Consider the following 24173-nt stretch of genomic DNA (forward strand, 5'->3'; position numbering starts at 1 on the left):
CCTGGTGGCCCTCGTCGCGTCAGCGCCGGATCAGCTCGTGGCCGAGCAGCACCTCCCCGTCCAGCGTCCCGGCGCGCAGCGCCAGCAGGCAGGCCACGACCCGCTCCCCGAACGCCCGGTAGGGGATCTTCACCGAACTGAGCCAGGGCGCGATCCAGGCGTTCAGGTCGTTGTCGTCGATGCCGACCGGGCGGCAGTCGTCGGGGATGCGCCCTCCCCGCTCGCGCGCCGCGCGGAACAGGCCGTAGGCCATCAGGTCGCTGGGGCAGAGGACGCCGTCCGGCCAGCCGCCCGCCGCGATGAGGCTCAGCGCCGCCGCGTAGCCGCAATCGAGATGGTTTGCCCCCGCGCCCTCGGCGCGGCGCACGGCCATGCCGGGCCGCCGTTCGCGCAGGCGGTCGATGAAGCCCTCCACCCGTTCGCGGATCGTCGAGGACAGCTCCGCCGGGTGGATGACGGCGGGCGCGCGCACGCCGCAGTCGAGCAGGTAGTCGGCCGCGTCCGCCCCGGCCCGCCGGTTGTCGATCCCGACGAAGGCCCCGCCGCCATAGGGGTTGCGCCGGTTCACGAACACGATCGGCTCCCCGCGCTTCACCGACGCCTCCAACTCGGCGCTGGCGACCGCGCTCACCAGGATGAAGCCTTCCGCGAAGCGGGAGCGCATGGCGCGCAGATACTCGTCCTGCAAATCGGGGCGGTCGTGGGTGTCGCACAGGACCATGACATAGCCGGCGGCGCGCAGCGCGGCTTCCGTCGAGGCGGCGATCGCCGCCATGGCCGGGTTGTCGAGGTTGGGTGCCAGCATGGCGACCAGCCGGCTTTCCCCGCCGCGCAGGCTGCGGCCGACCGGGTTGGGGCGGTAGCCGCGCTCCGCGATCAGGCGCTGCACCTTCTCCACGGTCGCCGCCGACGCCCGCCCCAGGTCGCCGTTGGCGATCCGGGACACGGTCGATACGGACACGCCGGCCTCGGCCGCGATGTCGGCCAGGGAAGTCTGCCCAGGTTCACGCCGCCGATCGCTCACCAACCACTCCATCCGTAGACCAAACATTCCCGTTGACAGTTTAGGCAAACGTTTGCCATGGTCAAGGGCGAAGGATGACGGCGGGGAAAACGCTGCTCAAGGGAGGAAGGAAAGCGCCATGAGAAGGACCGCTTGGATCGCCGGCTGCGCGCTGGCCCTGTCGATCGTCGGAACCGTGGGCTTCGCAAGCGCCCAGGCCCAGACCACGCTGCGCATGATGTGGTATTCCGACGGCAACGAGGGCGAGGTCATGAACGACCTGCTCCGCCGTTTCGAGGACAAGAACAAGGACATCAAGGTCGTCCTGGACCAAGTGCCCTTCAAGGCGATCAACGAGACGCTGCCGGTGCAGCTGGCGTCCGGCCAGGGGCCCGACCTCGCGCGCGTCACCGACATGGGCGGGCTCGCCCCCTACCTGCTCGACCTTCGGCCGCACCTGAAGGACGCGGCCTATTGGGAGCAGAACTACGGGCCGTTCCTGGAATGGATGCGGGTGCCGGGCAACACCACCGCCATCCCCGGCTACATGACGCAGCTGACCGTGACCGGCCCCTTCGTCAACAAGACGCTGTTCGAGCAGGCCGGCGTCGCCATGCCTGGCGCCAACGCCACCTGGGACGACTGGGCCAAGGCCGCGAAGGCGGTCGCCGACAAGGTGCAGGCGCCCTTCCCGGTCGCCTTCGACCGGTCGGGCCACCGCTTCTTCGGCCTCGCCGTCTCGCAAGGGGCGAAGATGGCCGAGGTGAACGGGGAGCCGCAGGCCGTCGACGAGGGCTTCAAGCGCGCCGCCCAGCTGATCGTCGACTGGCACAAGTCGGGCGTGATGTCGAAGGAGCTTTGGGGGTCGGTGTCCGGCACCGCCTACCGCGGCGCCAACGAGGAGTTCAAGAACGCCCAGGTCGTCCTGTACGAATCCGGTTCCTGGCAGACCGCGCAGTTCGACAAGACCATCGGCGACGCCTTCGACTGGATCGCCGTGCCCACGCCCTGCGGCCCGGCCAACTGTTCGGCCATGCCCGGCGGCGCCGCCCTGGTCGCCCTGAAGACCAGCACCCACCCGGCCGAGGTCGCGCGCCTGCTCGACTATCTGGCCAGCGAGGAGGTCGCGGGCGAGTTCTACGCGCGCACGCTGTTCGTGCCGGGCCACATCGGCCTCGCCAAGAAGGGCATTACGTACACGTCCGCCTCGCCGCAGGCCGCCGCCGCCCTGAAGGTGTTCGGCGACGCCGTCGGCAAGCTCGACCCGGTCGCCTACCACATCCAGGGCGACCCCAACAGCCGCATCGTCTTCAACGCCGCCATCAGCCGCCTCGGCCAGGTGGTGGTGAATGAGACGACGTTGGACGAGGCGTACAAGCGGATCACCGCCGACGTCGCCCAGCAGATCGCCGAGCGCAAGAAGAAGCAGTAACCCCGGCCTAAAGCGAACTTCCGTTCGCTTTGGATTCATATGGCCGCACGCGCGGCCGGGACCGCCGTCGCGGTCCAAAGCGGATTGCAATCCGCTTTCAGGGGGTAAACCCATGACCGACATGATGCGATTGCCCGAGGCCGCCGCGCGCCGTCCGGCCGGCCTCGTCGCCGGGGGCGCGCAGGCCCTCATGCGCCTGACCGATCCGCCGATGCGCGCCTTGCAGCGGCTGATCGGCGCGGCGCGGATGCCCTACGTCTTCCTGCTGCCGAATCTGGTCTTCTTCGGCCTGTTCGTCTTCCTGCCGATCGCCATCAACATCGTCTTCTCGATGACCGGCGGGACGGCGCTGTATCCGGCCGAGCGGCCCTATGTCGGGGCGGAGCAGTACGCCCGCCTGCTCGACTGCGGGTCCTACCTCGATCCCGGCAGCTGCCAGGAGGATCTGTTCTGGCGCGGCGTCGGCAACACGCTGACCTTCACCGTCTTCCAGATGGTCGCGATGGTGCTGTTCTCGCTGGGCACCGCGCTGGTGCTGAACCGGCCGATCCGCGCCCGCGGCTTCTTCCGCGCCGTCTACTTCTTCCCGGTGCTGCTGTCGCCCGTGGTCGTGGCGCTGATCTGGAAATGGATCCTGCAACGCGACGGGCTGCTGAACGCCGCGCTGACCATGGCGGGCGGGCAGAAGATCCTGTTCTTCGTCGATCCCGGCTGGGCGATGTTCTGGTCGGTCTTCGTGTCGGTGTGGGCCCACATGGGCTTCTACACCCTGATCCTGCTGGCCGGCCTGCAAGCCATCCCCCGCGACGTCTACGAGGCGGCGGAGATGGACGGCACGCGGCCCTGGCGCGTCTTCCACCGGATCACCCTGCCCCTGCTGTGGCCCAACCTGCTGGTCGTTCTGGTGCTGGTGCTGATCCGCTCCGTGCAGGTGTTCGACGAGGTGTTCGTGCTGACGGGCGGCGGCCCGGGCACGGCGACGGTGATGATCGTCCAGTACATCTACACGACCGCTTTCGCCAACCAGGTGCAGAACTTCGGGCTGGCCGGGGCGGCGTCCGTGCTGCTGGGGGCGGTGCTGTTCGTCCTGACCATGGTCCAACTCTTCCTCACGCGACGGAGGTCGTCATGACCGGGGGACTCCTTCGGCTCCTCACGCTGCGGCGCGGCGGGCGGGGCTGGCATTGGACCGACGTGGCGTCCTACGCTTACCTCGCGGTCGGTGTGCTGCTGATGTTCGGCCCGGTGCTCTGGCTGGTGCTGTCGTCCTTCAAGACGCCCTCGGCCCTGCTGGAGTTCCCGCCCTCGCTTCTGCCGATGGCGCAGGCGGAGGTCCGCGTCGAGGGCTACCCGCAGCCCCTGCCGCTGTTCACGGTGACCATGGAGGACGGCTCCGTCCGCGAACTCGCCCAGGTCCGCCGGATCGGCATCGCCGCCCAGATGGTCGACCCGAAGGAACCGGCGAAGACGATCCGGGTGCCGGTCGACCGCCGGACGCCGGTGCGCCACCTGGCCTTCGCGGTCGGCAACTACACCGACCCGCTGACGCAGTTCGACTTCCTGCGCTACCTGCGCAACTCGCTCGTCGTCACGGTGGTCGCCACGCTGATCACGCTGCTGATCAACTCCATGGCCGCCTACGCCCTGTCGGTCTACGAGTTCCGCGGCAAGTCGGTCGCGATGCTGGGCGTCATCGGCACGCTGATGATCCCCATCACGATCATCCTGGCGCCGGTCTACCTGGTGGTCACCAAGCTGGGATTCGTGGACTCGCTGTGGGCGGTGATCCTGCCGGGTGCCGCCACCCCGACCGGCGTCTTCCTGCTGCGCCAGTACATGCTGACCATCCCGCGCGACCTGATCGAGGCGGCGCGGATGGACAAGGCGTCGGAATGGCGCATCTACGCGCGCATCGTGATGCCGCTGTCGCTGCCGGCGCTGGCCGTGCTCGCCATCTTCTCGGTCATGTGGCGGTGGAACGACTTCCTGTGGCCGCTGGCCGTCCTGACCAAGACCGAGGTCCACACCCTGCCGATCGCCCTGAACGCCTTCCAGGGCGAGCTGCAGACCCAATGGCACTATCTGCTCGCCATGACCGTGGTGACCCTGCTGCCGGTGGCGCTCGTCTTCGCCTTCCTGCAGCGGTTCATCACCTCCGGCATCGCGAACACGGGGATGAAGTGATATGGCTGGACTGGAGCTTCGCGGGGTCCGCAAGGACTTCGGCAGCGTCGCCGTGTTGAAGGGCATCGACCTCAGCATCGCGGACGGCGAGTTCATCGTCTTCGTCGGGCCGTCGGGCTGCGGGAAATCCACGCTGCTGAGGGTCATCGCCGGGCTGGAAACGGCGACGGCGGGCGACATCCACATCGACGGGGCGGAGGTGACGCGGACCGCGGCCTCCGACCGCGGGCTGGCGATGGTGTTCCAGTCCTACGCGCTCTACCCGCACATGAGCGTCCACCAGAACATGAGCTTCGCTTTGGAGAACATGGGCGTGCCGAAGGCGGAGATCGCCCGGCGGGTGGAGCGCGCCGCGCGGATGCTGCGCCTGACCGACTACCTGCACCGCAAGCCCGGCGCGCTGTCCGGTGGCCAGCGCCAGCGCGTTGCCATCGGGCGGGCCATCGTGCGCGATCCCAAGATCTTCCTGTTCGATGAGCCGTTGTCCAATCTCGACGCCGAACTGCGCGTGGCGACCCGCAAGGAGCTGGCCGCCCTGCACGCGGAGATCGGTGGGACGATGATCTACGTCACCCACGACCAGGTGGAGGCCATGACGCTGGCCGACCGCATCGTCGTGCTGAACGCCGGGCGGATCGAGCAGATCGGGACACCGCTGGATCTCTACAACCGCCCTGCCAACCTGTTCGTAGCGGGCTTCATCGGCTCGCCGCGCATGAACCTGCTGCCGGCGGACGCCGCCCGGATGCCGCGCGATAACTTCTTGGGTGATGCCGTGACCGTGGGCATCCGGCCCGAGCATGTGCAGCCCTGCGCGGAGGCCGACGCCGACCTGACCGTCCAGGTGGATCTGGTCGAGCAGCTCGGCGGCGAGACCTTCCTCTACACGACTGCTCTTGGCTGCCCCGGCGATCTCAAAGTGACCATCCGGATCGACGGCCAGAGCGCCCTCGCCCGCGGCGACCGCCTGCCCGTGCGGCTGCGCCGCGAGCACCTCCACCTCTTCGACTCCGCCGGCCTCGCCTGCCGGCCCGACCCCATTCCCGCCCGGAGCCACGCATGAAGGCCCTGACCCGAGCTCGTTTCCGCGGACGCGACGGCATCTACGCCCTGTTCGACCTGGACCATGGAGTCGACCTGCGCGTCGGTCTCGTCGAGGACGACGTGGGCCGCATCCTGATGCGCCGCGACGGCGCCTACCGCCTCGACCGCACTTGGTCGGTGGCCCCCGACGGCATCGACCCGCCCTATGAAGGTCGCGGCCGCGACGACCTCGCCGGCTTCGCCTGCCCGGCCGCCACCATCGAGGAAGGCGAAGGCACGGTGACGATCCGCGGCGCGAAACTCCGCGCCGTGGTGACGCTGGAGCCCTTCGGCATCGCCTGGTACCGGGCGGGCGAGTCCGCGCCCTTCCTGGAGGACCGGCGCACCCAGGCCTATTTCGTGTCGCGCAAGACCCACGCCTTCTCCCACTTCGTCACGCGCAACGAGGGGGAGCGGCATTACGGCGTGGGCGACAAGGCCGGCCCGCTGGACCACACCGGCCGCCGCTTCCGCATCGACGCGGTCGATCCCTGTGGCTTCGACGCGGAGCTGAGCGACCCGCTCTACAAGATGATCCCCTTCGTCATCGTCGCGGGGCCAGCGGGGGCGCACGGGGTCTATTACGACAACCTCGCCACCGGGGAGATGGACCTCGGCGCCACGATCGACAATTACCATGGGCCCTTCCGCTCCTACCGGGCGGACGACGGCGACCTCGACGCCTTCGTCTTCGCGGGGCCCGGCGTGCCGGAGGTGGTCCGCGCCTTCTCGCGGCTGACGGGCGGGCACGCCTTCGGGCCGAAATGGACGCTGGGCTTCGCCACCACTTCCATGGCCATCGCCGACGCGGCGGACGCGGACGCCCGCATCGCCGACTTCGTCGCGCGCTGCGCCGAGCACGCCATCCCCTGCGACAGCTTCCATTTCGGCTCCGGCTACACGATGATCGGCGGGCGGCGCTACGCCTTCCACTGGAACCGTGACAAGTTCCCCGACCCCGCCGCGACGCTGGCGAAGCTGAACGCGGCCGGCCTGCACCCCGTTGCCAACCTCAAGCCCTGCCTGCTCGACGACCACCCCCGGCTGGCCGAGGTGACGGACGTGGGTGGGCTGGTCCGCGACGGGGAGACCGGGCGGCCGGCGGTGGCGCAGTTCTGGGACGGCCTCGGCTACCACCTCGACTTCACCAACGCGCAGGCGCGCGCCTGGTGGCGGCGGGGCATCGAGACGGCGCTGCTCGGCCCCGGCATGGTGTCGGTGTGGAACGACAACAACGAGTATGAGATCTGGGACGAGGATGCGGTGGCGGCGGGCGACGGCAGGCCCTTCCCCCAGACCCTGGCGCGGCCCGCGCAGGCGCTGCTGATGACCAAGCTCGCGCACGAGACGCAAGCCGCCTGGGTGCCCGGCAAGCGCCCCTACACCATCACGCGCGGCGGTGCCGCGGGCCTGTGGCGCTATGGCCAGACCTGGTCGGGGGATAATTCCACAGCCTGGAAGACGCTGCGCTTCAACCTGACCCAGGGGCTCAACATGAGCCTGTCGGGCATGTTTGACATCGGCCACGACGTCGGCGGTTTCCACGGGCCGAGCCCGGGGCCGGAGCTGCTGTGCCGCTTCGTTGAGTTCTGTTCCTTCTGGCCGCGCTTCGTCATGAATTCCTGGAACAGCGACGGCGTCACAACGCTGCCCTGGATGCACCCGGAGGTCATCGACCCGATCCGCGAGGCGATCCGCCTGCGCTACCGCCTGATGCCCTACCTCTACACCCGGATGTGGCGGGCGGCGGAGGCGGACGAGCCGGTGGTGCGCCCGCTCTTCTACGATTTCCCGGACGACCCCGGCGCCGCGGCGACGGAGGACGCCTTCATGCTCGGCCCCGACCTTCTGGTGGCGCCGGTGCTGGAGCCGGGCGCGGACCGCCGGTCCGTCCGGCTGCCGGACAACCCGGGCGGTTGGTTCTTCTTCCACGACGGCAGCCACCATCCGGGCGGGGCGGTCGCGACGGTGCCGGCCCCGCTTGGCGGGACGCCGCTGTTCGTGCGGGCCGGCGCCCTGCTCCCCCTGGGTGCCGCCGGCCAGCGCGTCGATCCGGCCACGGACACGGAGCGCGAACTGGTCGTCTACGGCGATCCGCAGGGTGCCGAAGCGCTGCTGTACGACGACGACGGCGACACCGCGTCCTGGCGCGACGGCGCGGGACTGGTCACGCGGGTCTCGCTGGTCCGGGACGGTGGCGCCGCGGTGATCTCCGCCGACGCGACCGGCCGTTACCGGCCGGCCTGGCCGGTGCTCCGCCTGCGCGCGGTTGGTGGAGCGGCGCTGCGGGCCGGCGATGCCCGCGGCGTCCGCTTGAGCGTGGAGGAGTAGTCAGAGCCGCTGGGCGAGCCCGAACAGGTCGTTGACGGTCGGCACGTCGGCCGGAAACGGGTTGGGCTCGTCCAGCGGCACCACGCCGACGAAGGTGATTCCTGACTTCTGGGCCGCGTCCAGTTCGGTCAGGGAATCGCCCACGGCCAGCGTGCGCGCCGCCTCAAAGCTGCCGGCGGCGACGATCGCCGCGAACACCTCCGCCTTGACGCTGGGCGAACCGGTGACCGATACGAACCGGTGCTCCAGCCCCTTGGCGCGGACGGTTCCGAGCAGGGTTTCCTGCGGCGTTCCGGACACGAGATGGCACGGCGTGCCGCTCAGCTGGTCCAGCAGGCTTTCCGCCCCGGCGATCAGCGGACAGTCGTTCACCCTCCGGTCGACGATGTCCGCGTAGCGCCGGGCCAGCTCCATGATCCCGTCCTCCCCGGTGGCGCGCCCGAACAGCTCGCGCTCCAGGATGGGCAGCATCTTGACCCGGCTGAGCCCGCCGTTCTGCCAGACGATCCGGCGCAGCCGCGCCTGCATTTCCGGATCGCGCAGCTCGTAGAGGTCGAGGTAGGCGTTCGTCTTCATGCGCGCGGAGTCCAGGATGACGCCGTCGAAGTCGAAGATCACCGCCTCGGGGAACGCGCGGTCCGCAATCGGGGTCATGGAGCTTGCTCCTCAGTGGGCGCTGGTGGTTTCCGCCAGAACCTCGTCCAGCGTGGCGAGGAACAAGGTGGCGTCGTCCGGCGAGAACACCAGCGGCGGGCGGATCTTCAGGATGTGACCTTCCTGGCCCGTCGCGCTGATCAGCACCCGGCGCTTGCGCATGCCGTTGACCACGCGGGCGGTCTCTTCCGACGCGGGCGTCTTCAGGGTGCGATCTCGCACCATCTCGACGCCGATGAACAGGCCACTGCCGCGCACGTCGCCGATCAGCGCGTGCTTGGCGGCCAACGCCCGCAGGCCCTCGATCATCTGGTTGCCGACGGCCAGGGCGTTCTCCTGCAGCCGGTCGGCCTTGATGACCTTCAGGACCGCATGGGCCACGGCGCAGGACACCGGGTTGCCGCCGAAGGTGTTGAAATAGCGCTGGCTCTTGCCGAAGGCCTCGATCACCTCCGGCCGGAACACCGCCCCCGCCACCGGATGGCCGTTGCCCATGGGCTTGCCGACCGTCACGATGTCGGGCACCAGCCCGTGGCGCGCGAAGCCCCACATGTGCGTGCCGAGCCGCCCGAAGCCGGGCTGCACCTCGTCGGCGATGAAGACGCCGCCGGCCTTGCGCATCACCTCCACCGCGGGGGCGAGAAAACCGGCCGGGTCGGTGAAGACGCCGCTGCTGGAGAAGATGGTGTCGACCAGCAGCGCCGCCGGCCGGATTCCCTTCTCCCGCAGGTCGGCGATGGCCGCCTCCACGTCGCGGGCGAAGGCGGCGCCCACTTCGGCCTCCGGCCGGCGGTAGCCGTCCGGGGCGGGCACCACGCGGACATGGTCGCCCAGCTTCACCGCGGCGCCCAGCGAGGGCGACATCTCCGCCAACGCCGAGGTCACGCCGTGATAGGCGTTGTGCGCGATGACGACACCCGTACCACCCGTGCGGACGCGGGCGACGCGCAGGGCCAGGTCGTTGGCCTCGCTCCCGGTGCAGGTCAGCATCAGGTGCGACAGCTCCGGCGGGAACTCCGCCAGGAAGGCCTCGGCGAAGTCGAGGATGGTATCGGTCAGGTAGCGCGTGTGGGTGTTCAGCACCGCCGCCTGCTTCGCCATCGCCTCCACCACCTCCGGCCGGCTGTGCCCGACGGAGGCGACGTTGTTGTAGGCGTCGAGATAGCGGTTGCCGTCGGGATCATAGAGGTAGGCCCCCTCCCCGCGCACGACATGGACCGGGTCGGCGTAGAACAGGCGGTAGGCCGGGCCGAGCAGCCGTTCGCGGCGGGCGATCAGGGCGCGCTCCCGCTCCGGCAGGGAACCGGCGGCGTCGGGCGCATAGGCGTTGACCATCGTCATGGGGTGTCACTCTTCCTGGCAGGCGAGATGAATCAGTCGGGTCGCGGTGGCCGCCTCGGTCCCGGTCAGCCGGTCGAGGCCGGCGAAGGCGCGTTCTGCGTTGCGCAGAATGTAGGCGCGGTTCTCGGGATACTCGGCGGCGCGCCACGCGGTGATTCCGATGGTCAGGGCGAGGCGCCCGGCCACGAGGTCGGGCAGCAGCTCCACCTCCTCCGGCGTCAGCGGCAGCACGGCGGTGTAGGCGCGGGTCATCGCCACGATGGAGCCGAAGGGCGTCTCGCCGCTGGCGACGTGATAGGCGAGCGCCGTCGCGAGGTCGTTGACCAGCGGCGCCTTCAGCGCGTCGCCGAAGTCGATGATGCCGGTGACCGTCTCGTGCCCAACCGGATCGACCACCGCGTTGTGGGGGTTGAGGTCGTTGTGGATCACCTGATGCCGCAGCGCGGGCAGCCGGGGGGCGACCTGGTCGGCGAAGCGGGCGACGAACCGCTCGACCATGTTCCGGCGCGACGCGTCCTCCACGTAATGCAACCGTTCGGCGATGCCGGGGACGCGCGTGATGTCCCACAGCAGGTCCCGCTGCGAGCCGGGATGCTCGAAATCGGCCAGCGCGAGGTCCAGCCGGGCGAGCGTCGTGCCCAGGGCCCGCATCTGGCCGGGCGATGCCGGTGCCGCGTGCAGCGGCGTGCCTTCCAGATAGGTCAGCAGCCGCAGGACCATGCCGCAGCCCTCGACCTGGACCGTCGTCTGCGCCTCCCCCTCCAGCGTCGGCACGACGCGCGGCACCGGCAGGGCGGCGTCGCGCGCGGCCACGTGCAGCATGGCCCCGGTCTGGAAGCTGGTGACGAGCTGCGGCTCCGCCGGGTTGGTGAACTTCAGCACATAGCCCTGCCCGACACCCTGCTCACCGGGGGCCGCGATGTGGAAGTTGCGGTCACGCTCGCTGGTCAGCGCGCGCACCGTTCCGGTCACGCCGAAATGCCGCAGCGCCGCATCCGCGGCTTCCTCGATGGAGATGGGCGGCGCCGGGGTGGTCAGGACGTCGGGCGGTGCGGTGGCCGCTGTCGCATCGCTGGAGGTGTTCAATGTTTGATGCATCATTGTAGGGGGCGTGTTGGCGTGGAAATGCGGTGAGGATCAGGAGGCGAGAGACCGGGCGTCGGCGGCGTCGATGCGTTCCAGAATGGGGCCGCTGGCCAGCAGGATGTCGGCCTGGATGGCGCGGGCGGCGGCCGGACCGTCGTGGCGGCGGATGGCGTCCATCAGGGGATAATGGTGGTCGATCATGGTGCGCCCTGCCCCGCCGTAAACGTCCGCGATCAGCGGTCCCATCTGGAGCCACAGCCGCCGCAGGATGTCCCGAAGCACGGGCATGTCCGCGATGTCGGCAAGCGCGAAATGGAACATCTGGTTGAGTTCGGTGGCCAGCGGCGTGTCGTCCGCCCGGATCGCCTCTTCGTTGCGCGCCAGAAGCTGATCGAGGGCCCGGACCTGGGCGGGCGTGGCCTGCTGGGCGGCGCGCTCCGCCGCCAGCCCTTCCAGGTTGACGCGGATGTCGCGGATTTCCAGGTAGACCGCCCTGGTCAGCATGGGCACGCGGATGTCGCGCGGCGAGCGCAGCACCAGGGCTTGGTCCTGCACCAGGCGCAGGATGGCGTCGCGAACCGGCGTGACGCTCGTCCCCAGACGTTCGGCCAGATCGCGGATGCGCAGGCGATCGCCGGGCTTGAACGCGCCCTTCATCAGGGCCTCGCACAGCTTCTGGTAGATCGTGCTGCCAAGGTTGTCGTGCGCAAGAAGGGTCAGATCGAATCCGGTCACCGCCTCCTCCCTCCAGGCACATGCTGTATGATGCATCATACGGCGAGGCGGAGCGGAGATCAAGGCTGCGTCGTGACCCAACAAGCGGGCCGGGCAGCGCGTACCCAGAGCAACATCGATTGACTCTAGGTAGAGGACCGTCAGATGCGTGCAAAAAATCTCGGAGGCAACGGGGCGGTGTTTCGGTATTTCTGCGGTATTTGACGTTATAGAACGCCTCCAAACCCTGTCATGAGAACGACGGAAAATCTGAAGCGCGATTTTGCATTTTCCACATTATCCATTGTATTTTTTGGATGCCGACCAATTTTAGAACAGATGTATTGCGATGGGCCCAGGGCGCACATGCCCTGGGAAAGGCGGCACGTTGGCCGCAACGGCCGGGGGCTCCCGATCCGCGAACCCGCACCCGCCTGACGAACCCGGCCCGGCGCACGCCAAGTGCGGGGGCGTGCCACAACCACACGGAGATCCGATGACAACGGGCATGATTGAGAAACTCCCGGAAATGTCCGATGCCGACCTCGGCGTCCTTATGTCCAACGCCGAACGTCTGGTGCAGACCGGCACGCCGAAGCAGCAGACGGCGGCCCAGGCCATGCTGCCCGCCATTCAGGCCGAGGCGCTGCGGCGGCGCGACCTGAAGCCGGCCAAGCGCGCGCCGCGCGGCGGCCGGAAGGCGGCGGTTTCCCCTGCCTGATGCCTGATCACACCGCGCCGCCGGAGGACATCCATGGACAATCCGAAATACCATGTCGGCCAGATCGTCTACTTCGCCGCCACCGCTGTGGAGCACGGCGCCCCGTCCGGCGCCCACCGCATCGAGCGTCTTCTGCCGTCGGACGATGGCCGGCAGCAGTACCGGCTCAAGGTGGTGGACACCGGGCGCGAACGCGTCGCCGGCGAGGGCGAGCTGAGCGGACGGATCACGGTCGAGGCCTTGGCGCAGGACCTCTACGAGGCGGGCAATTCCACCAATGTCCCGTGGGCGCGGCGCGGCCGGACCGTCCGTGATCCTTGGCTCAAGGAAGCGCTCGCCCGCCTTTCCAAAGGCACCGGGGATGTCTGATCCCTGCGGAGGCCGGGCCTGAATGGCCGGCCATGGCCGAGGATCACCGTCGGGAGACAAGGACAGGAGCCGCTCGTGTTTGACCCGGCGCGCGGACTTGCTGCCCGCAACGGAGCATCGACATGCTGGAAAAAACGAAACTCGCGTTCTTCGTCGTCCAAACCCGGGCGGGCTGGACCGTTCGGGCCGATGGGTTCGCCTACCCCCCGTGCGGCTGTTACGCCGATGCGATCGCCAGCGCGACGCGCGAGGCGCAAGCGGCGGGCCTTCTCGGCTTCGCCAGCGTCGTCCTGGCGCGCCCGGCGCAGGACCGCCCCTACGAAATCCAATGGACCTACGGGCGCGACGTGTATTCACCGGCCGCCAGGGAGGGGGCCCGCCTTGCCGCGCCGAATTGTCGGGAGTATGCCCGGCACTGAGGCCGCGATCCTGCCGCCCTTGATCATCGGCCATCAACCATCGACCACCGCGCATGCCGGCTGTGGTGAGGCGGCGCGTCACTCCCGCCCCGCGGACTCGATGAGGTTGTCGCGCAGGTTTGCGACGGCCTCATGTGGGCCCGGAACGGCTTGCGTGCCGGCGCCTTGCGGGCGGGCCGGGGCAACCGGCCCCGTACCGCATTCCTCCAATTTTGCGACGGTCCCCCTACAGACCGAGGCGGTCCATGATCCGTCCATGTTGGACAGCGGTCCAAACGCCAAGAGGCCAGAAGGCGTGGAAGGGGATGACCTTCGGCTCCACAATCGGCAGGTCCAGCGTGAAAGCGGTTCCAGCGATGAGCCGGTGCGCCAACTGTTCGGCGATGGCTGTTCCGAGCGCGACGCCCCGCCCGTTGCAGCCCAGGTAAGCGAGCGCGTCCGGTGCCGGCTCGTGGACGTGGGGCCAATGGTCCTTCGTCATGGCGAGCCGGCTGTTCCAGCCGTGGGTCCAGCGCAGGCCGGCGAGCTGTGGCCAGAGTTCGGCCGCGTAGTCCGTCAGGTAGGCAAGCGGTTCGGGCGAGCCGATCGGCCGCATCGGGCCGCGCCCACCCATCAGGAGCCGGCCATGGGCGTCGATCCGGTAATAGACGGTGATGCGCCCGCTTTCGTACACGGCCGGCCGGTCAGGCAGAATCCCTTGCAGGCGGTCGGCGCCGAGCGGTTCGCTCGCCGCGATGGCGCTGAACACCGGAACCACCGTGCGTCGCAGACCCTGCCAGAGGTCGTCGGTGAAGCCGTTGGTGGCAATCAGGATCTTTTCGGCCTCGATGGTGCCGGTCGGTGTCTCGATCGACCAGCCGCCGCTGCGCCGCGTCAGCGCCCGCGCCGTCGTGCGGCCATGGACGGCGGCACCGGCGGCGATGGCGGCCCTGGCGAGACCGCGCACATAGGCGAGGGGATTCACATGGCCGCCGCGGCGGTCGAGCATCGCGCCATGGTAGGCGGGCGTCCCGGTCGCGGCGGCGGTCTGTTCCCGGCCGAGGACGGACACCGGCATGCCGCGGGCGATGCACTGCCGCGCGGTCTCTTCGACGCCGCCCAAGGCGTTGGCGTTGCGGGCCGCCCGCAGCGTGCCGCCGCGCTGCGCCTCGCACGCGATGCCGAGCCGTTCGATCAGCGCGAAGGTCCGGTTGGTCGTGTCGTAGGCGAAATCGACCATGCGGCGCCCCAGGTCGGGACCCCAGACCCGCTCGATGACCTCCGGATCGAACTTCAGGCCGGGATTGAGCTGGCCGCCGTTGTTCCCCGACGCGCCCCAGCCCGGCTCGCCCTGGTCGATCACCACGGTGTCGACCCCGGCCTCGGCGAGGTGCAGCGCCGTGGTCAGCCCGACGATGCCGCCGCCGACGATCGCGACCGACGCGCGGCGCGAGCCGTCGAGTGGAGGGGGCGGTGGCGCCGGCGGAGCGTCGAGCGCGTAGACGTTGGGCGGCAGAGACACCGGGGCGGCCAGAGGAGCCGTCATGGCGCCGGGCTTTCCGCCGGCAGAAAGATCTTGCCGGGATTCATCATTCCGTCCGGGTCGAGCATCTGCTTGATCTTGCGCATCAGCATCAGCTCGTCAGGGTTCTTGGTGCGCGCGAGGCGGCGGCGGTAGGTGTAGCCGACGCCATGCTCCGCCGTGATGCTGCCGCCCAGTTCCATCGCGATGTCGTCGATGATCACGTCGATCGCGTCGGAAGCGGCCTCGAAGGCGTCGGCCGTGGCGAAGCGCTCGTGCGGGAACAGCACGACCACGTGGATGTTGCCGTCGCCGATGTGGCCGACCATCATGACGTTGGCGTCGGGATAGGCGGCGAGCACAGCCGCTTCGACGCGCGCCACGAAGGCCGGCTGTTCGGCGACGGGAACGGACGTGTCGTGCGACATCGTCTTGCCGGCCAGCTTGAACTCCCCGGTGACACCGTGGCGGAGCTTCCACAGCGCCTCCTCCTGGGCGAGGCTGGCGCCGATGACCGCGTCGCTGACAAGCCCGGCCTCGAAGGCGTCGCCGAGGAACCCTTCCATATCAGCGGCAAGCGGCGCCTCCGGCCGGGAATCCCCCACCTCCAGCAGCAGGTACCAGGGCGCCGGCTGGGCGAAGGGCATCGCCGTGCCCGTCACGTACTTCAGCACGAAGTCCATGTAGGACGCCCCGATGATCTCGAAGCTGGAGATCCGTTCGCCAAAGGTCGTGCGGGCGCGGGCGAACAGGGTGAGCGCGTCCTCCACGCCGGCCACCTGCATCATCGCGATGGAGCGTGACCGGATGGCCGGGAACAGCTTCAGGGACGCCGCGGTCACGATCCCCAGCGTGCCTTCCGCCCCGACGAACAGCTGCTTCAGGTCGTAGCCGGCGTTGTCCTTGCGCAGCCGCCGCAGGCCGTCCAGCACGGTGCCGTCGGCCAGCACGACCTCCAGCCCGAGCACCAGCTGGCGCATGTTGCCGTAGCGCAGCACCGCGATGCCGCCGGCGTTCGTGGCGATGTTGCCGCCGATCTGGCAGCTGCCCTCCGCACCCAGGCTCAGCGGGAACAGCAGCCCGTCGCGGGCGGCGGCGGATTGGATGTCGGCGAGGATGCAGCCGGCCTCCACCGTGATCGTCTCCTCCGCCGGGGACACCGCGCGGATCCGGTTCATGCGGTCGAGGCGCAGGACGATGCTTGGCCGCGGCCCGAGCGGCGTGGCGCCGCCGCACAGGCCGGTGTTGCCGCCCTGCGGCACGATGGCGACCCCAGCCTTGCCGCAGGCCTTGACGACCCGGGAAACCTCGTCCGTCGTCGCCGGCTTCACCACGGCGAGCGCCTCGCCGCGGTAGCGGGCCCGGTGGTCGAGCAGGAAGGCCCCGGTGTCGGCGGGGTCGGTGACGACGTAGCGCTCCCCGACGATCGACGTCAGTTCGGCAAGGCAGGCATCATAGGGCATGGCGTTCGCACCGGTGGAAGCGACGGATGACAAGGAGGGTGGGAGCGGCGCGGTCAGGTCAGCATCCACTCGGCGTAGCGTTTCTGGACCGCCGTGTAGTTCTCGCTCCACCACTGGGAATCGACGATCACGTTCTTGCCGTTGGTCAGGTCAGGCAGGTATTGCGCTGCCGGGGACGCCTTCACCTCGTCCATGGCCGTGACGCTGTTCGGCAGGTAGTAGCCGCGCGTCGCCCAGGCCACCTGGCGGTCCGGCCGCAGGCAGAAGCCGATGAAGCGCATCGCCGCCTCCTTGTTCTTCGTGCCCTTCGGGACGGCGAAATAATCGAGCGAATTCACCGTCTGCTCGAAGGAGAAGTCCAGGGATGCCCCCGCCTTCTGCGCCGACTTCACGCGGTTGAAGTAGCTGTAGGAGAAGTCGCCTTCGCTCTGCACGATGGCGTTCACCTGGTCCGGCGTGGTGGCCGCCCATTTCGTGACGTGCGGCTTGATGCGGTCGAGCGCGCGGAACGCCCGCTCGACGTCGAGCGGGTAGAGGTCCTTGGGCGCGACGCCGTCGGCGATCAGCGCGACCTCCAGCGTCTCGGAAGCGAGGGAGCGCATCACGCGGCGGCCGGGGAACTGCTTGACGTCGTAGAAGCCGGCGAAGTCGACCGGGTGCTTGCCGTCGGGGAAGCGCTTGGCGTCCCAGACCAGGCCGCCGCTGTAGAGGTAGAGCGGCATGTAGTCGGCCGCGGGGCCCTGCACCAGCGGGCCGGGCTTGATAATCGACAGGTCCAGCGGCTCCCACAGCTTGTCGCGCGCGCCGGAGGTCGCGAAGGCGGCCGGCGCGTCGATGACGTCCCACTGCACGGCCTTGCCCTGCACCTGGGCCTTCACCTTGGCCATGTCGCCGTTGTCGACCAGCGTCACCGGGATGCCGGTTTCCGCGGTGAAGGGGTCGGCGAAGACCTCGCGCACCATCTTGTTGTAGTCGCCGCCCCAGGAGGTGACGGTGAGCGCCGCGTCGGCGGCGTGGGCGCGGCGGGAGAAGACCGCCGGGGCCGCGACCAGGCCGACGAGGCCGGCAGCGCCGCCCTTCAGCAACCCGCGCCGCGAGGTCAGAAGCGTCGACTTGGCCATAGGAACAGCCCCCCTTTGTTGTGTGGAATGAAAAAAGCGTCGGGTCGCGTCAGCGGGCTGGTGTCAGCGGGCTGGCGGCGGCGGAAGCAGCCGGCCGTGCTCGACGCTCCAGGCCGCGCGCACCGTGTCGTCGCGACGGGCGCCGGCCCGGCCTGGCTGGTTGAGTTCCTGGACGATGACCGTGGTCCCGTCGGCGCAGCGCAGGAAGTGCCGGACCACGCCGCCGAGCAGGATGGAATCCTCGATCCGGCCGGTCACGCCGGTCGGGCCGGGCCGGTCGGTCAGCACCATGTTTTCCGGACGGACCAGCAGGACGGCGGGCTCGCCGGCCCGTACCGGGCGGTCCGGCGCCGGGACCGGGAAGCGGCCGAGCGCCGTGCGCAGCGTCACGGTGCCGTTCTCGACCGCCTCGACCTCGCCCGGGATCAGGTTGGAGCTGCCGATGAACTCGGCGCTGAAGACCGTCTCCGGCTTGAAATAGAGCGTGTCGGGCGGGCCTTCCTGCTCGATGCGGCCGCCGTTCATCAGGACGATGCGGTCCGACATGGTCAGCGCCTCGTCCTGGTCGTGCGTCACGTACAGCATGGTGATGCCAAGCTCGGCGTGCAGCCGCTTGATCTCCAGCTGCATCTGTTCCCGCAGCTTCTTGTCGAGCGCGCCCAGCGGCTCGTCCATCAGAATCAGCGCCGGGTTGTAGACGATGCAGCGGGCCAGCGAGACGCGCTGCTGCTGGCCGCCGGACAGTTCGCGCGGCCGCCGCCCGGCCACGTGGCCGAGCTGGATCAGGTCGAGCACGTCGGTGACCTTGCGCTTGATCTCGCTCCTGGCCAAGCCGCGCACCTGCAGCGGGAAGGCGATGTTCTCGAACACCGTCATGTGCGGCATCAGCGCGTAGTTCTGGAACACCATGCCCAGGCCGCGCTGGTTGGTCGGCAGGCCGGTGGCGTCGCGCCCGTCGATGACGATCTGGCCCGAGCTGGGCATGATCATGCCGGCAATCAGGTTCAGCAGGGTCGTCTTGCCGGAGCCGCTGGGGCCCAGCAGGGTCACGAACTCCCCCTTCGCGATCGACAGGTCGATGCGGTGCAGGGCCTCGAACTGGCCGTAGCGCTTGGTGACGGCGCGCAGCTCGACCATCGCCGAGGCAGCCGGGGCGACGGTGGGAACCACGGACACCGGGTTTGCGGACGCGGGGGCTGCGGAAGCGGAAAGGAAGGTCATGACTGCGCCTCCGTCTTGCGCTGCAGGGCGATGATGCCGAGGGCGATGAGCAACGACAGCACGGTGAGGAGAGTCGACACGGCGGCCAGCACCGGCGTCAGCTCCCAGCGGATGGAGCTGTACATCTTGACCGGCAGGGTCATGCTGTCGGTGCCGGTGAGGAAATAGGCGACGACCACCTCGTCGAGCGACATCAGGAAGGCGAACAGGGCGCCCACCGCGATGGAGGGCCCGAGCTGCGGCAGCACCACGCGGAAGAAGATTGTCCGCCGCGACGCCCCCATGATCGAGGCCACCGTCTCCAGCGCCACGTCCGAATGCTGCAACCCGGACATCACGGAGATCATGATGTAGGGCGTGGTCAGCATGACGTGGGCAAGGACGACGCCCAGCGTCGTGTCGAGCAGCCCCCAGTCGGAGAATTGCAGGTAGAGGCCGAGGCCGAGCACGATGACCGGCACCAGCATCGGCATCATGAAGAGGCCGCGCAGCAGGCCCCGGCCGGGCAGGTTGGAGCGGGCCAGCGCGTAGGCCGCCGGCACGGCGAGCAGCAGGGCGAGCGCGGTGGTCGTTACCGCGACGAACAGGCTCTGCACCATCGATCCCCACCAGGCGGGGTCGGTGAAGAACTGCCGGTAGAGGGCGAGCGAGAACTCGCGCGGCGGGAACTCGATCTGCCCGGCGTTGCCGAAGGAGATCGGCACGACGATCAGGCTGGGGACCAGCAGGAAGACGTAGCAGACCCAGGCGGCGGCCGTGACGACACGGCGGGCGATGGCGCTGGAGCCGAACAGCGGGTTCATGCCGCACCTCCCGGCAGACCGCCGCCGCGCACCCGCCCCAGCATCGCGACCAGCAGGCCGGAGATGGCCAGCAGCACGACGGCGGTGGCCGAGGCGGCGGGCCAGTCCAGCGTCTGGCGCGTGTAGAAGTCGACGAGGTTGGCGACCATCATGTCCTGCCGCCCGCCGAGCAGGGCCGGGGTGATGTACATGCCGATCGACAGCGTGACGTTGATGAGGACGCCAGCGACGACGCCGGGCATGCTGAGCGGCAGGATGACCTTCCAGAAGATGCGCAGCGCGCCGGCACCCATGGTCTCCGCGGCGAGCACGAGCCGGCGGTCGAGCGCGAGCAGGCTGCCGAGGATCGACAGGATCATAAAGGGCAGCAGGAAGTTGATCATGCCCAGCACGACGCCGACGCGGTTGAACATCATCGGCAGGTTGACCTGGCCGCCGCTGAGATAGCCGAGCAGCTGGTTCAGCAGTCCCTGGTTGCCGAACACCGCGACCAGCGCGAAGCTCTTCACCAGGATGCTGGTCCAGAAGGGCAGCATCACCATGATGAGGCAGGCGGTCCGCCGCCGCGGCGGCTGGGCCGCCAGATGCAGCGCCACCGGATAGCCGAAGACCAGGCTGACGAGCGTGCCGGTGACGGCGATCTCGATCGTGTTGCGCAGCACCTTCAGGAACAGGGTGCTGGTCGCCAGTTCGCCGTAGGCGCGCACCGACAGCTGGCCGTCGTACAGGCTGGTCCACACCGTCAGGCCGAGCGGGTAGAGCAGGATGCCGAGCATCAGCAGGGTCAGGGGCGCCAGCAGCAGGATGGCCGACCAGGGGCCGAGACCCGATGTTGCGCCCGAGGATTGGGCGGAGGGGTGGGCCGAGGAATGGTCCAAGGAGAGGGATGAGCTGGTCAACGCGGCACGTCCTTCCGTTCCGGCGCGGGACCCCGGGGGCGCTCACCGAGCGCCGCCAGCGGATGATTACGGAAGTATGTCCAGCAAATTTCAGGAAGGCAACGCCAATTTTCAAAATTCTGAAAATTGGCCGGTGGCCATTGGGCAACCGTCAGATGTCGGCCGTCAGATGTCGGCGTTCACCCAGAACACGGTGGCCGGCCGCGCGCTGCTGTTGGCGAAGCGGTGCGGCTTGTCGCTGGAGAAGGCGAAGCAGTCGCCCTCGTAGAGCATGAAGGTCTCGCCGTCGATCTGCAGCTCCAGCGCGCCGGACAGGATGAAGCCGATCTCCTCGCCCTTGTGGGAATAGGGCTGCGTGCCGGAATGGCAACCGGGCTGGATCACCATGAAGAAGCCGCGCAGGCGCTTGCTCGCTGCCGGCGAGGCGACGTCCTTGCGGATGCCGTCGATGTCCAGCAGGTGCGAGCGTTCGCCGGCCCGCACGATGTAGCGGTTTTCGACCTGCTTGGAAGAAGACGGGTCGATCAGCCAGGCCGGCATGACGCCGAAGGCGGCGGCGACCGTGTAGACGGTCCGCACCGTCGGCGACACCAGCCCGCGCTCCAGCTGGGACAGCGTGCCGATCGAGACGCCGGTCGCCTTGGCGAGGTCGGTCAGCGTCATGCCCGCCTTCAGCCGCAGGTCGCGGATGCGCTGGCCAAGCTTCTGCGTCTCCTCGTCTGGGTTTGTGCCCGGGTTCGTGCCGGTCGCCTGGGCGCGTCCGGCGCTGTCGTCAGCGGTCTTCATGTGGGGCATGGATGGGGCGCGTCCGTGTTCCGACGGGATGGCCGCCGAACGGGCGGCGGGCCTTTTCTGCTCGCGAGGATAGCAACAGCTTTCAGTGCTGTCAGTTCGTTTTTCAGAAAACCAAAAATTTGCGGTGGAGCGGTCCGTGCGAATGCCCTATCATCCGCCTCCGATGGCCGGACGGGCCGCCTCGTGGAAAGACACTCATGCCAGCAACGATCGATTGGCACGCTCGCGCCGCCGCGCTCAGCGTGAACGGCAGCGCTTTCGTGAACGGACGCTACGTCCCGGCGCGCTCCGGCAAGACCTTCGACTGCGTCAACCCGGCGACCGGCAAAGTGCTGGCCCAGGTGGCGGCCTGCGACGTCGAGGACGTTAACCACGCGGTCGCGGTGGCGCGCCAAGCCTTCGAATCCGGCGTGTGGTCGCGCATGGCGCCGCGCGAGCGAAAGAAGCGGCTGGCCGCCTTCGCCGACCTGATCGCGTCCAACACGGAGGAACTCGCTCTCCTTGAGACGCTCGACATGGGCAAGCCGATCCGCGACAGCCTTGCCGTCGACCTGCCGCTGTCGGCGCAGTGCATCGACTGGTACGCGGAAGCGATCGACAAGCTCTACGACGAGATCGCGCCGACCGCCTCCACCGCGGTGTCGCTGATCCGCCGCGAACCGCTGGGCGTCGTCGCCGCGGTGGTGCCGTGGAACTTCCCGCTGCTCATGGCGGCCTGGAAGCTCGGCCCGATCCTGGCCGCCGGCAATTCGGTGATCCTGAAGCCGGCCGAACAGTCGCCGCTCACCGCCATTAGACTCGGCGAGTTGGCCGCTCAGGCCGGCATCCCCGACGGGGTGTTCAACGTGCTGCCCGGTTTCGGCGAGACCGCCGGCCGTGCGCTCGGCCTGCACATGGACGTCGACGCGGTCGCCTTCACCGGCTCCACCGAGGTCGGGAAATACTTCCTCCAGTATTCCGGCCAGTCGAACATGAAGCGGGTCGGCCTGGAATGCGGGGGCAAGAGCCCGAACATCATCCTGGCCGACGCGCCCGATCTCGACGCCGCGGCGACGGCCGCCGCCTGGGGCATCTTCTACAACCAGGGCGAGGTCTGCAACGCCGGCTCCCGCCTGATCGTGGAGCGCGGCGTCAAGGACGAGGTGGTGGAAAAGGTCGTCGCGGTCGGCAGCGCCATCAAGGTCGGCGATCCGCTCGACCCGGCGACCGAGATGGGCGCCATGGTCGACGGCCGGCAGACCGAGCGCGTCCTGGAGTACATCGCGAAGGGCAAGGCGGAGGGCGCCACGCTCCGGCTCGGCGGCAACCGCGTCGCGGGCGAGGGCTGCTTCATCGAGGCGACCCTGTTCGACGACGTGACCAGCGGCATGACCATCGCCCGCGAGGAGATCTTCGGCCCGGTCCTGGCGACCATCGCCGCGGCCGACGTCGACGAGGCGATCCGCATCGGCAACGACACCAGCTACGGCCTCGCCGCGGCGGTGTGGACCCGCGACATCAACACGGCCTTCAAGGCCTCCTCGGCGCTGCGGGCCGGCGTCGTCTGGGTGAACTGCTTCGACCACGGCGACATTTCCTCGCCGTTCGGCGGCTTCAAGCAATCCGGCTTCGGGCGGGACAAGTCGCTGCACGCGCTGGAGAAGTACACCGAGCTGAAGGCGACCTGGATCCATCTCGGGCAGTGAGGGGGGCACCGTGCCAGACCTGATGTTCAGCGGGCTCATCCCGGCCTTCCCGACGCCGCTGCGCGCCGACGGCACGCTCGACGAGGCCGGGCTGGAGCGGATCGTCGCCTACCAGATCGACCGCGGCGCCTCGGGCCTCGTACCGCTCGGCGGCACGGGGGAGGCGACCTCCTTCGACCTGGCGACCAGCCGACGGATTATGGAGGTCACCGTTTCCGTCGCCGGCGGGCGCGTGCCGGTGGTCGGTGGCGTGCTCGCCCCCGGCTTCGGCGGTGCGGTGGAGATCGGGCGGATGTGCCGCGCGGCCGGCGCCGACGGGCTGATGGTCATCCCGCCCTATTACGCGCGGACCGACCAGGAGGGCGTGCTGCGCTATTTCCGCGCCCTCGCCCCCGAACTCGGGCTGCCGATCCTCTATTACGACAACCCGTTCCGCAGCCACATCGTCACCGCGCCGGAGACGATCGCGCGGATGGCCGAGGAACGGCTGATCGTCGGTATGAAGGCGTCGAACACCGATCTCTACCACCTCGACCGCCTGTCGAAGCTGGTCGACGACGCCTTCTGCCTGCTGAGCGGCCAGGACACGCTGTTCGTCCAGCAGGTCATTCTCGGCGCCAAGGGGGGCGTGTTGACGTCGGCGGCGCTGCTGCCCGATCACTGGGCGAAGGTCCAGGCGCTTGCCGAAAGCGGCCATGTGGCGGAGGCGCTGGCCGCCCAGGCCCAGCTCAATCCCTTGATGGACGCGTTGTTCGCCGAACAGTTTCCGGAAGCGGTCCGGCGGGCCTTCGCCCTAATCGGCCTGCCGATCGGACGCTCGCTTCCCCCCGTCGGCAGCCTCTCCGAGGCCGCCGAAGCAAGGCTCGCTGCGGCGGTTGAAGCGCTGATCGCCGCAGGTACGTTGGCGCGCGTCGGAACCTGAGCCGAAGGTCTCGCACGCTGACCTCCTTCTGAGTGCCGAACCCTTATCTGAGGGTTCGGCACTCAGAAGAAAGAAGGAATAGCCCGCTGGAAACCATTGCATGCCGCAATAGAACACGCACCAGACCGCCATCCTCCGGGCGGGCGATGCCCTACGTCCCGACATCGACACCAGGGCCAGCACCGGGTAGCCGCATTTCACAGCAAATTTTCTATAAACCATCTTATAAAGCTTAAGCGTGGCAATGAGTAGGTTCTATCCTGAAGTGCAACTCTTGTGGCGGTACAAAGGCTTAGCGGCTTCAGGGGGTCCGGATGGGCACACAAGCTTCAGGTTGCTGGACGACCCGTACCAGTTGATCGGGCCGATGATCGCCCAGGCGTCCGCCAAGTCGAGCCGAGCGTAGAGGTCGAGATCCCACATCAG

The 24173-nt window shown here is 68.9% G+C and carries 22 protein-coding genes; 10 read left to right on the top strand and 12 right to left on the bottom strand.

Annotation, left to right across the window (positions count from 1 at the left end; all coding sequences use genetic code 11):
• Positions 1-19 precede the first annotated feature (19 nt).
• Positions 20-1024: a LacI family DNA-binding transcriptional regulator gene (locus J2851_RS23890; RefSeq protein WP_209769394.1), complete on the bottom strand. Its 1005-nt coding sequence runs from the start codon at positions 1022-1024 to the stop codon at positions 20-22.
• 118 nt (positions 1025-1142) lie between these two features.
• Here J2851_RS23890 and J2851_RS23895 point away from each other — a divergent pair, with 118 nt between their 5' ends.
• The 5 genes from J2851_RS23895 to J2851_RS23915 all read left to right on the top strand — a co-directional run bounded on the left by J2851_RS23895 (position 1143) and on the right by J2851_RS23915 (position 8033).
• A complete protein-coding gene (locus J2851_RS23895; protein ID WP_209769395.1) occupies positions 1143-2435 on the top strand; it encodes an ABC transporter substrate-binding protein in 1293 nt (430 codons plus the stop codon).
• Positions 2436-2547: 112 nt separating this feature from the next.
• Entirely contained in the window at positions 2548-3567 is a 1020-nt protein-coding gene (locus tag J2851_RS23900) for a carbohydrate ABC transporter permease (protein WP_209769396.1), read from the top strand.
• Positions 3564-4619, top strand: coding sequence for a carbohydrate ABC transporter permease (locus tag J2851_RS23905; RefSeq protein ID WP_209769397.1), 1056 nt, complete (start codon positions 3564-3566; stop codon positions 4617-4619). Before J2851_RS23900 ends, J2851_RS23905 begins: the two co-directional genes overlap by 4 nt.
• A 1-nt stretch (position 4620) precedes the next feature.
• The gene (locus J2851_RS23910) at positions 4621-5682 is read left to right on the top strand and encodes an ABC transporter ATP-binding protein (RefSeq protein ID WP_209769398.1); all 1062 of its coding nucleotides are present in this window, start codon (positions 4621-4623) and stop codon (positions 5680-5682) included.
• On the top strand, positions 5679-8033 hold the full coding sequence (locus J2851_RS23915) for a glycoside hydrolase family 31 protein (RefSeq protein ID WP_246500887.1): 2355 nt from the start codon (positions 5679-5681) through the stop codon (positions 8031-8033). Before J2851_RS23910 ends, J2851_RS23915 begins: the two co-directional genes overlap by 4 nt.
• Here the strand turns inward: J2851_RS23915 and J2851_RS23920 are convergent, their stop codons facing one another.
• The 4 genes from J2851_RS23920 to J2851_RS23935 are packed head-to-tail and all read right to left on the bottom strand — an operon-like array spanning position 8034 to position 11849.
• Positions 8034-8687 (bottom strand): HAD family hydrolase, encoded by a 654-nt coding sequence (locus J2851_RS23920; protein ID WP_209769399.1) that lies wholly within the window; start codon positions 8685-8687, stop codon positions 8034-8036. It lies immediately after the preceding gene.
• A gap of 12 nt (positions 8688-8699) precedes the next feature.
• On the bottom strand, positions 8700-10028 hold the full coding sequence (locus tag J2851_RS23925) for an aspartate aminotransferase family protein (protein ID WP_209769400.1): 1329 nt from the start codon (positions 10026-10028) through the stop codon (positions 8700-8702).
• Positions 10029-10034: 6 nt separating this feature from the next.
• Entirely contained in the window at positions 10035-11114 is a 1080-nt protein-coding gene (locus tag J2851_RS23930; RefSeq protein WP_246500888.1) for a phosphotransferase, read from the bottom strand.
• 51 nt (positions 11115-11165) lie between these two features.
• Positions 11166-11849 (bottom strand): GntR family transcriptional regulator, encoded by a 684-nt coding sequence (locus J2851_RS23935; protein WP_209769401.1) that lies wholly within the window; start codon positions 11847-11849, stop codon positions 11166-11168.
• Positions 11850-12336: 487 nt separating this feature from the next.
• Here J2851_RS23935 and J2851_RS23940 point away from each other — a divergent pair, with 487 nt between their 5' ends.
• The 3 genes from J2851_RS23940 (at position 12337) to J2851_RS23950 (ending at position 13337) form a co-directional block, all read left to right on the top strand.
• Positions 12337-12549: a hypothetical protein gene (locus tag J2851_RS23940; protein ID WP_209769403.1), complete on the top strand. Its 213-nt coding sequence runs from the start codon at positions 12337-12339 to the stop codon at positions 12547-12549.
• Positions 12550-12582: 33 nt separating this feature from the next.
• Positions 12583-12918 carry a hypothetical protein gene (locus J2851_RS23945; RefSeq protein ID WP_209769404.1) on the top strand — a complete coding sequence of 112 codons (336 nt, stop codon included), beginning with the start codon at positions 12583-12585 and terminating at the stop codon, positions 12916-12918.
• A 122-nt stretch (positions 12919-13040) separates the two neighbouring features.
• Positions 13041-13337, top strand: a complete 297-nt coding sequence (locus tag J2851_RS23950; protein ID WP_209769405.1) for a hypothetical protein — start codon at positions 13041-13043, stop codon at positions 13335-13337.
• Between the two features lie 226 nt (positions 13338-13563).
• Here J2851_RS23950 and J2851_RS23955 read toward each other — a convergent pair whose 3' ends face one another.
• The 7 genes from J2851_RS23955 to J2851_RS23985 form a co-directional block, all read right to left on the bottom strand.
• Positions 13564-14862 (bottom strand): NAD(P)/FAD-dependent oxidoreductase, encoded by a 1299-nt coding sequence (locus J2851_RS23955; protein ID WP_209769406.1) that lies wholly within the window; start codon positions 14860-14862, stop codon positions 13564-13566.
• Positions 14859-16301 carry an FAD-binding oxidoreductase gene (locus tag J2851_RS23960; RefSeq protein WP_209769407.1) on the bottom strand — a complete coding sequence of 481 codons (1443 nt, stop codon included), beginning with the start codon at positions 16299-16301 and terminating at the stop codon, positions 14859-14861. Before J2851_RS23960 ends, J2851_RS23955 begins: the two co-directional genes overlap by 4 nt.
• A gap of 53 nt (positions 16302-16354) precedes the next feature.
• Positions 16355-17422 carry a polyamine ABC transporter substrate-binding protein gene (locus J2851_RS23965; RefSeq protein ID WP_209769408.1) on the bottom strand — a complete coding sequence of 356 codons (1068 nt, stop codon included), beginning with the start codon at positions 17420-17422 and terminating at the stop codon, positions 16355-16357.
• 63 nt (positions 17423-17485) lie between these two features.
• Positions 17486-18643 carry an ABC transporter ATP-binding protein gene (locus J2851_RS23970; protein ID WP_209769409.1) on the bottom strand — a complete coding sequence of 386 codons (1158 nt, stop codon included), beginning with the start codon at positions 18641-18643 and terminating at the stop codon, positions 17486-17488.
• The gene (locus J2851_RS23975) at positions 18640-19446 is read right to left on the bottom strand and encodes an ABC transporter permease (protein ID WP_209769410.1); all 807 of its coding nucleotides are present in this window, start codon (positions 19444-19446) and stop codon (positions 18640-18642) included. Before J2851_RS23975 ends, J2851_RS23970 begins: the two co-directional genes overlap by 4 nt.
• Complete coding sequence (locus J2851_RS23980) at positions 19443-20345, bottom strand: ABC transporter permease (RefSeq protein WP_209769412.1); 903 nt, start codon at positions 20343-20345, stop codon at positions 19443-19445. The genes J2851_RS23975 and J2851_RS23980 overlap by 4 nt, the downstream gene beginning before the upstream one ends.
• 165 nt (positions 20346-20510) lie before the next feature.
• Positions 20511-21140: a helix-turn-helix domain-containing protein gene (locus J2851_RS23985; protein WP_209769414.1), complete on the bottom strand. Its 630-nt coding sequence runs from the start codon at positions 21138-21140 to the stop codon at positions 20511-20513.
• Positions 21141-21337: 197 nt separating this feature from the next.
• Between J2851_RS23985 and J2851_RS23990 the strand changes: the two genes are divergently transcribed.
• Together J2851_RS23990 and J2851_RS23995 are read left to right on the top strand one after the other, a co-directional pair.
• Complete coding sequence (locus tag J2851_RS23990) at positions 21338-22825, top strand: aldehyde dehydrogenase (protein WP_209769415.1); 1488 nt, start codon at positions 21338-21340, stop codon at positions 22823-22825.
• A 10-nt stretch (positions 22826-22835) separates the two neighbouring features.
• On the top strand, positions 22836-23747 hold the full coding sequence (locus J2851_RS23995) for a dihydrodipicolinate synthase family protein (protein ID WP_209769417.1): 912 nt from the start codon (positions 22836-22838) through the stop codon (positions 23745-23747).
• Positions 23748-24173: the final 426 nt, after the last annotated feature.

It is taken from the genome of Azospirillum rugosum (assembly GCF_017876155.1).
Classification (GTDB): domain Bacteria; phylum Pseudomonadota; class Alphaproteobacteria; order Azospirillales; family Azospirillaceae; genus Azospirillum; species Azospirillum rugosum.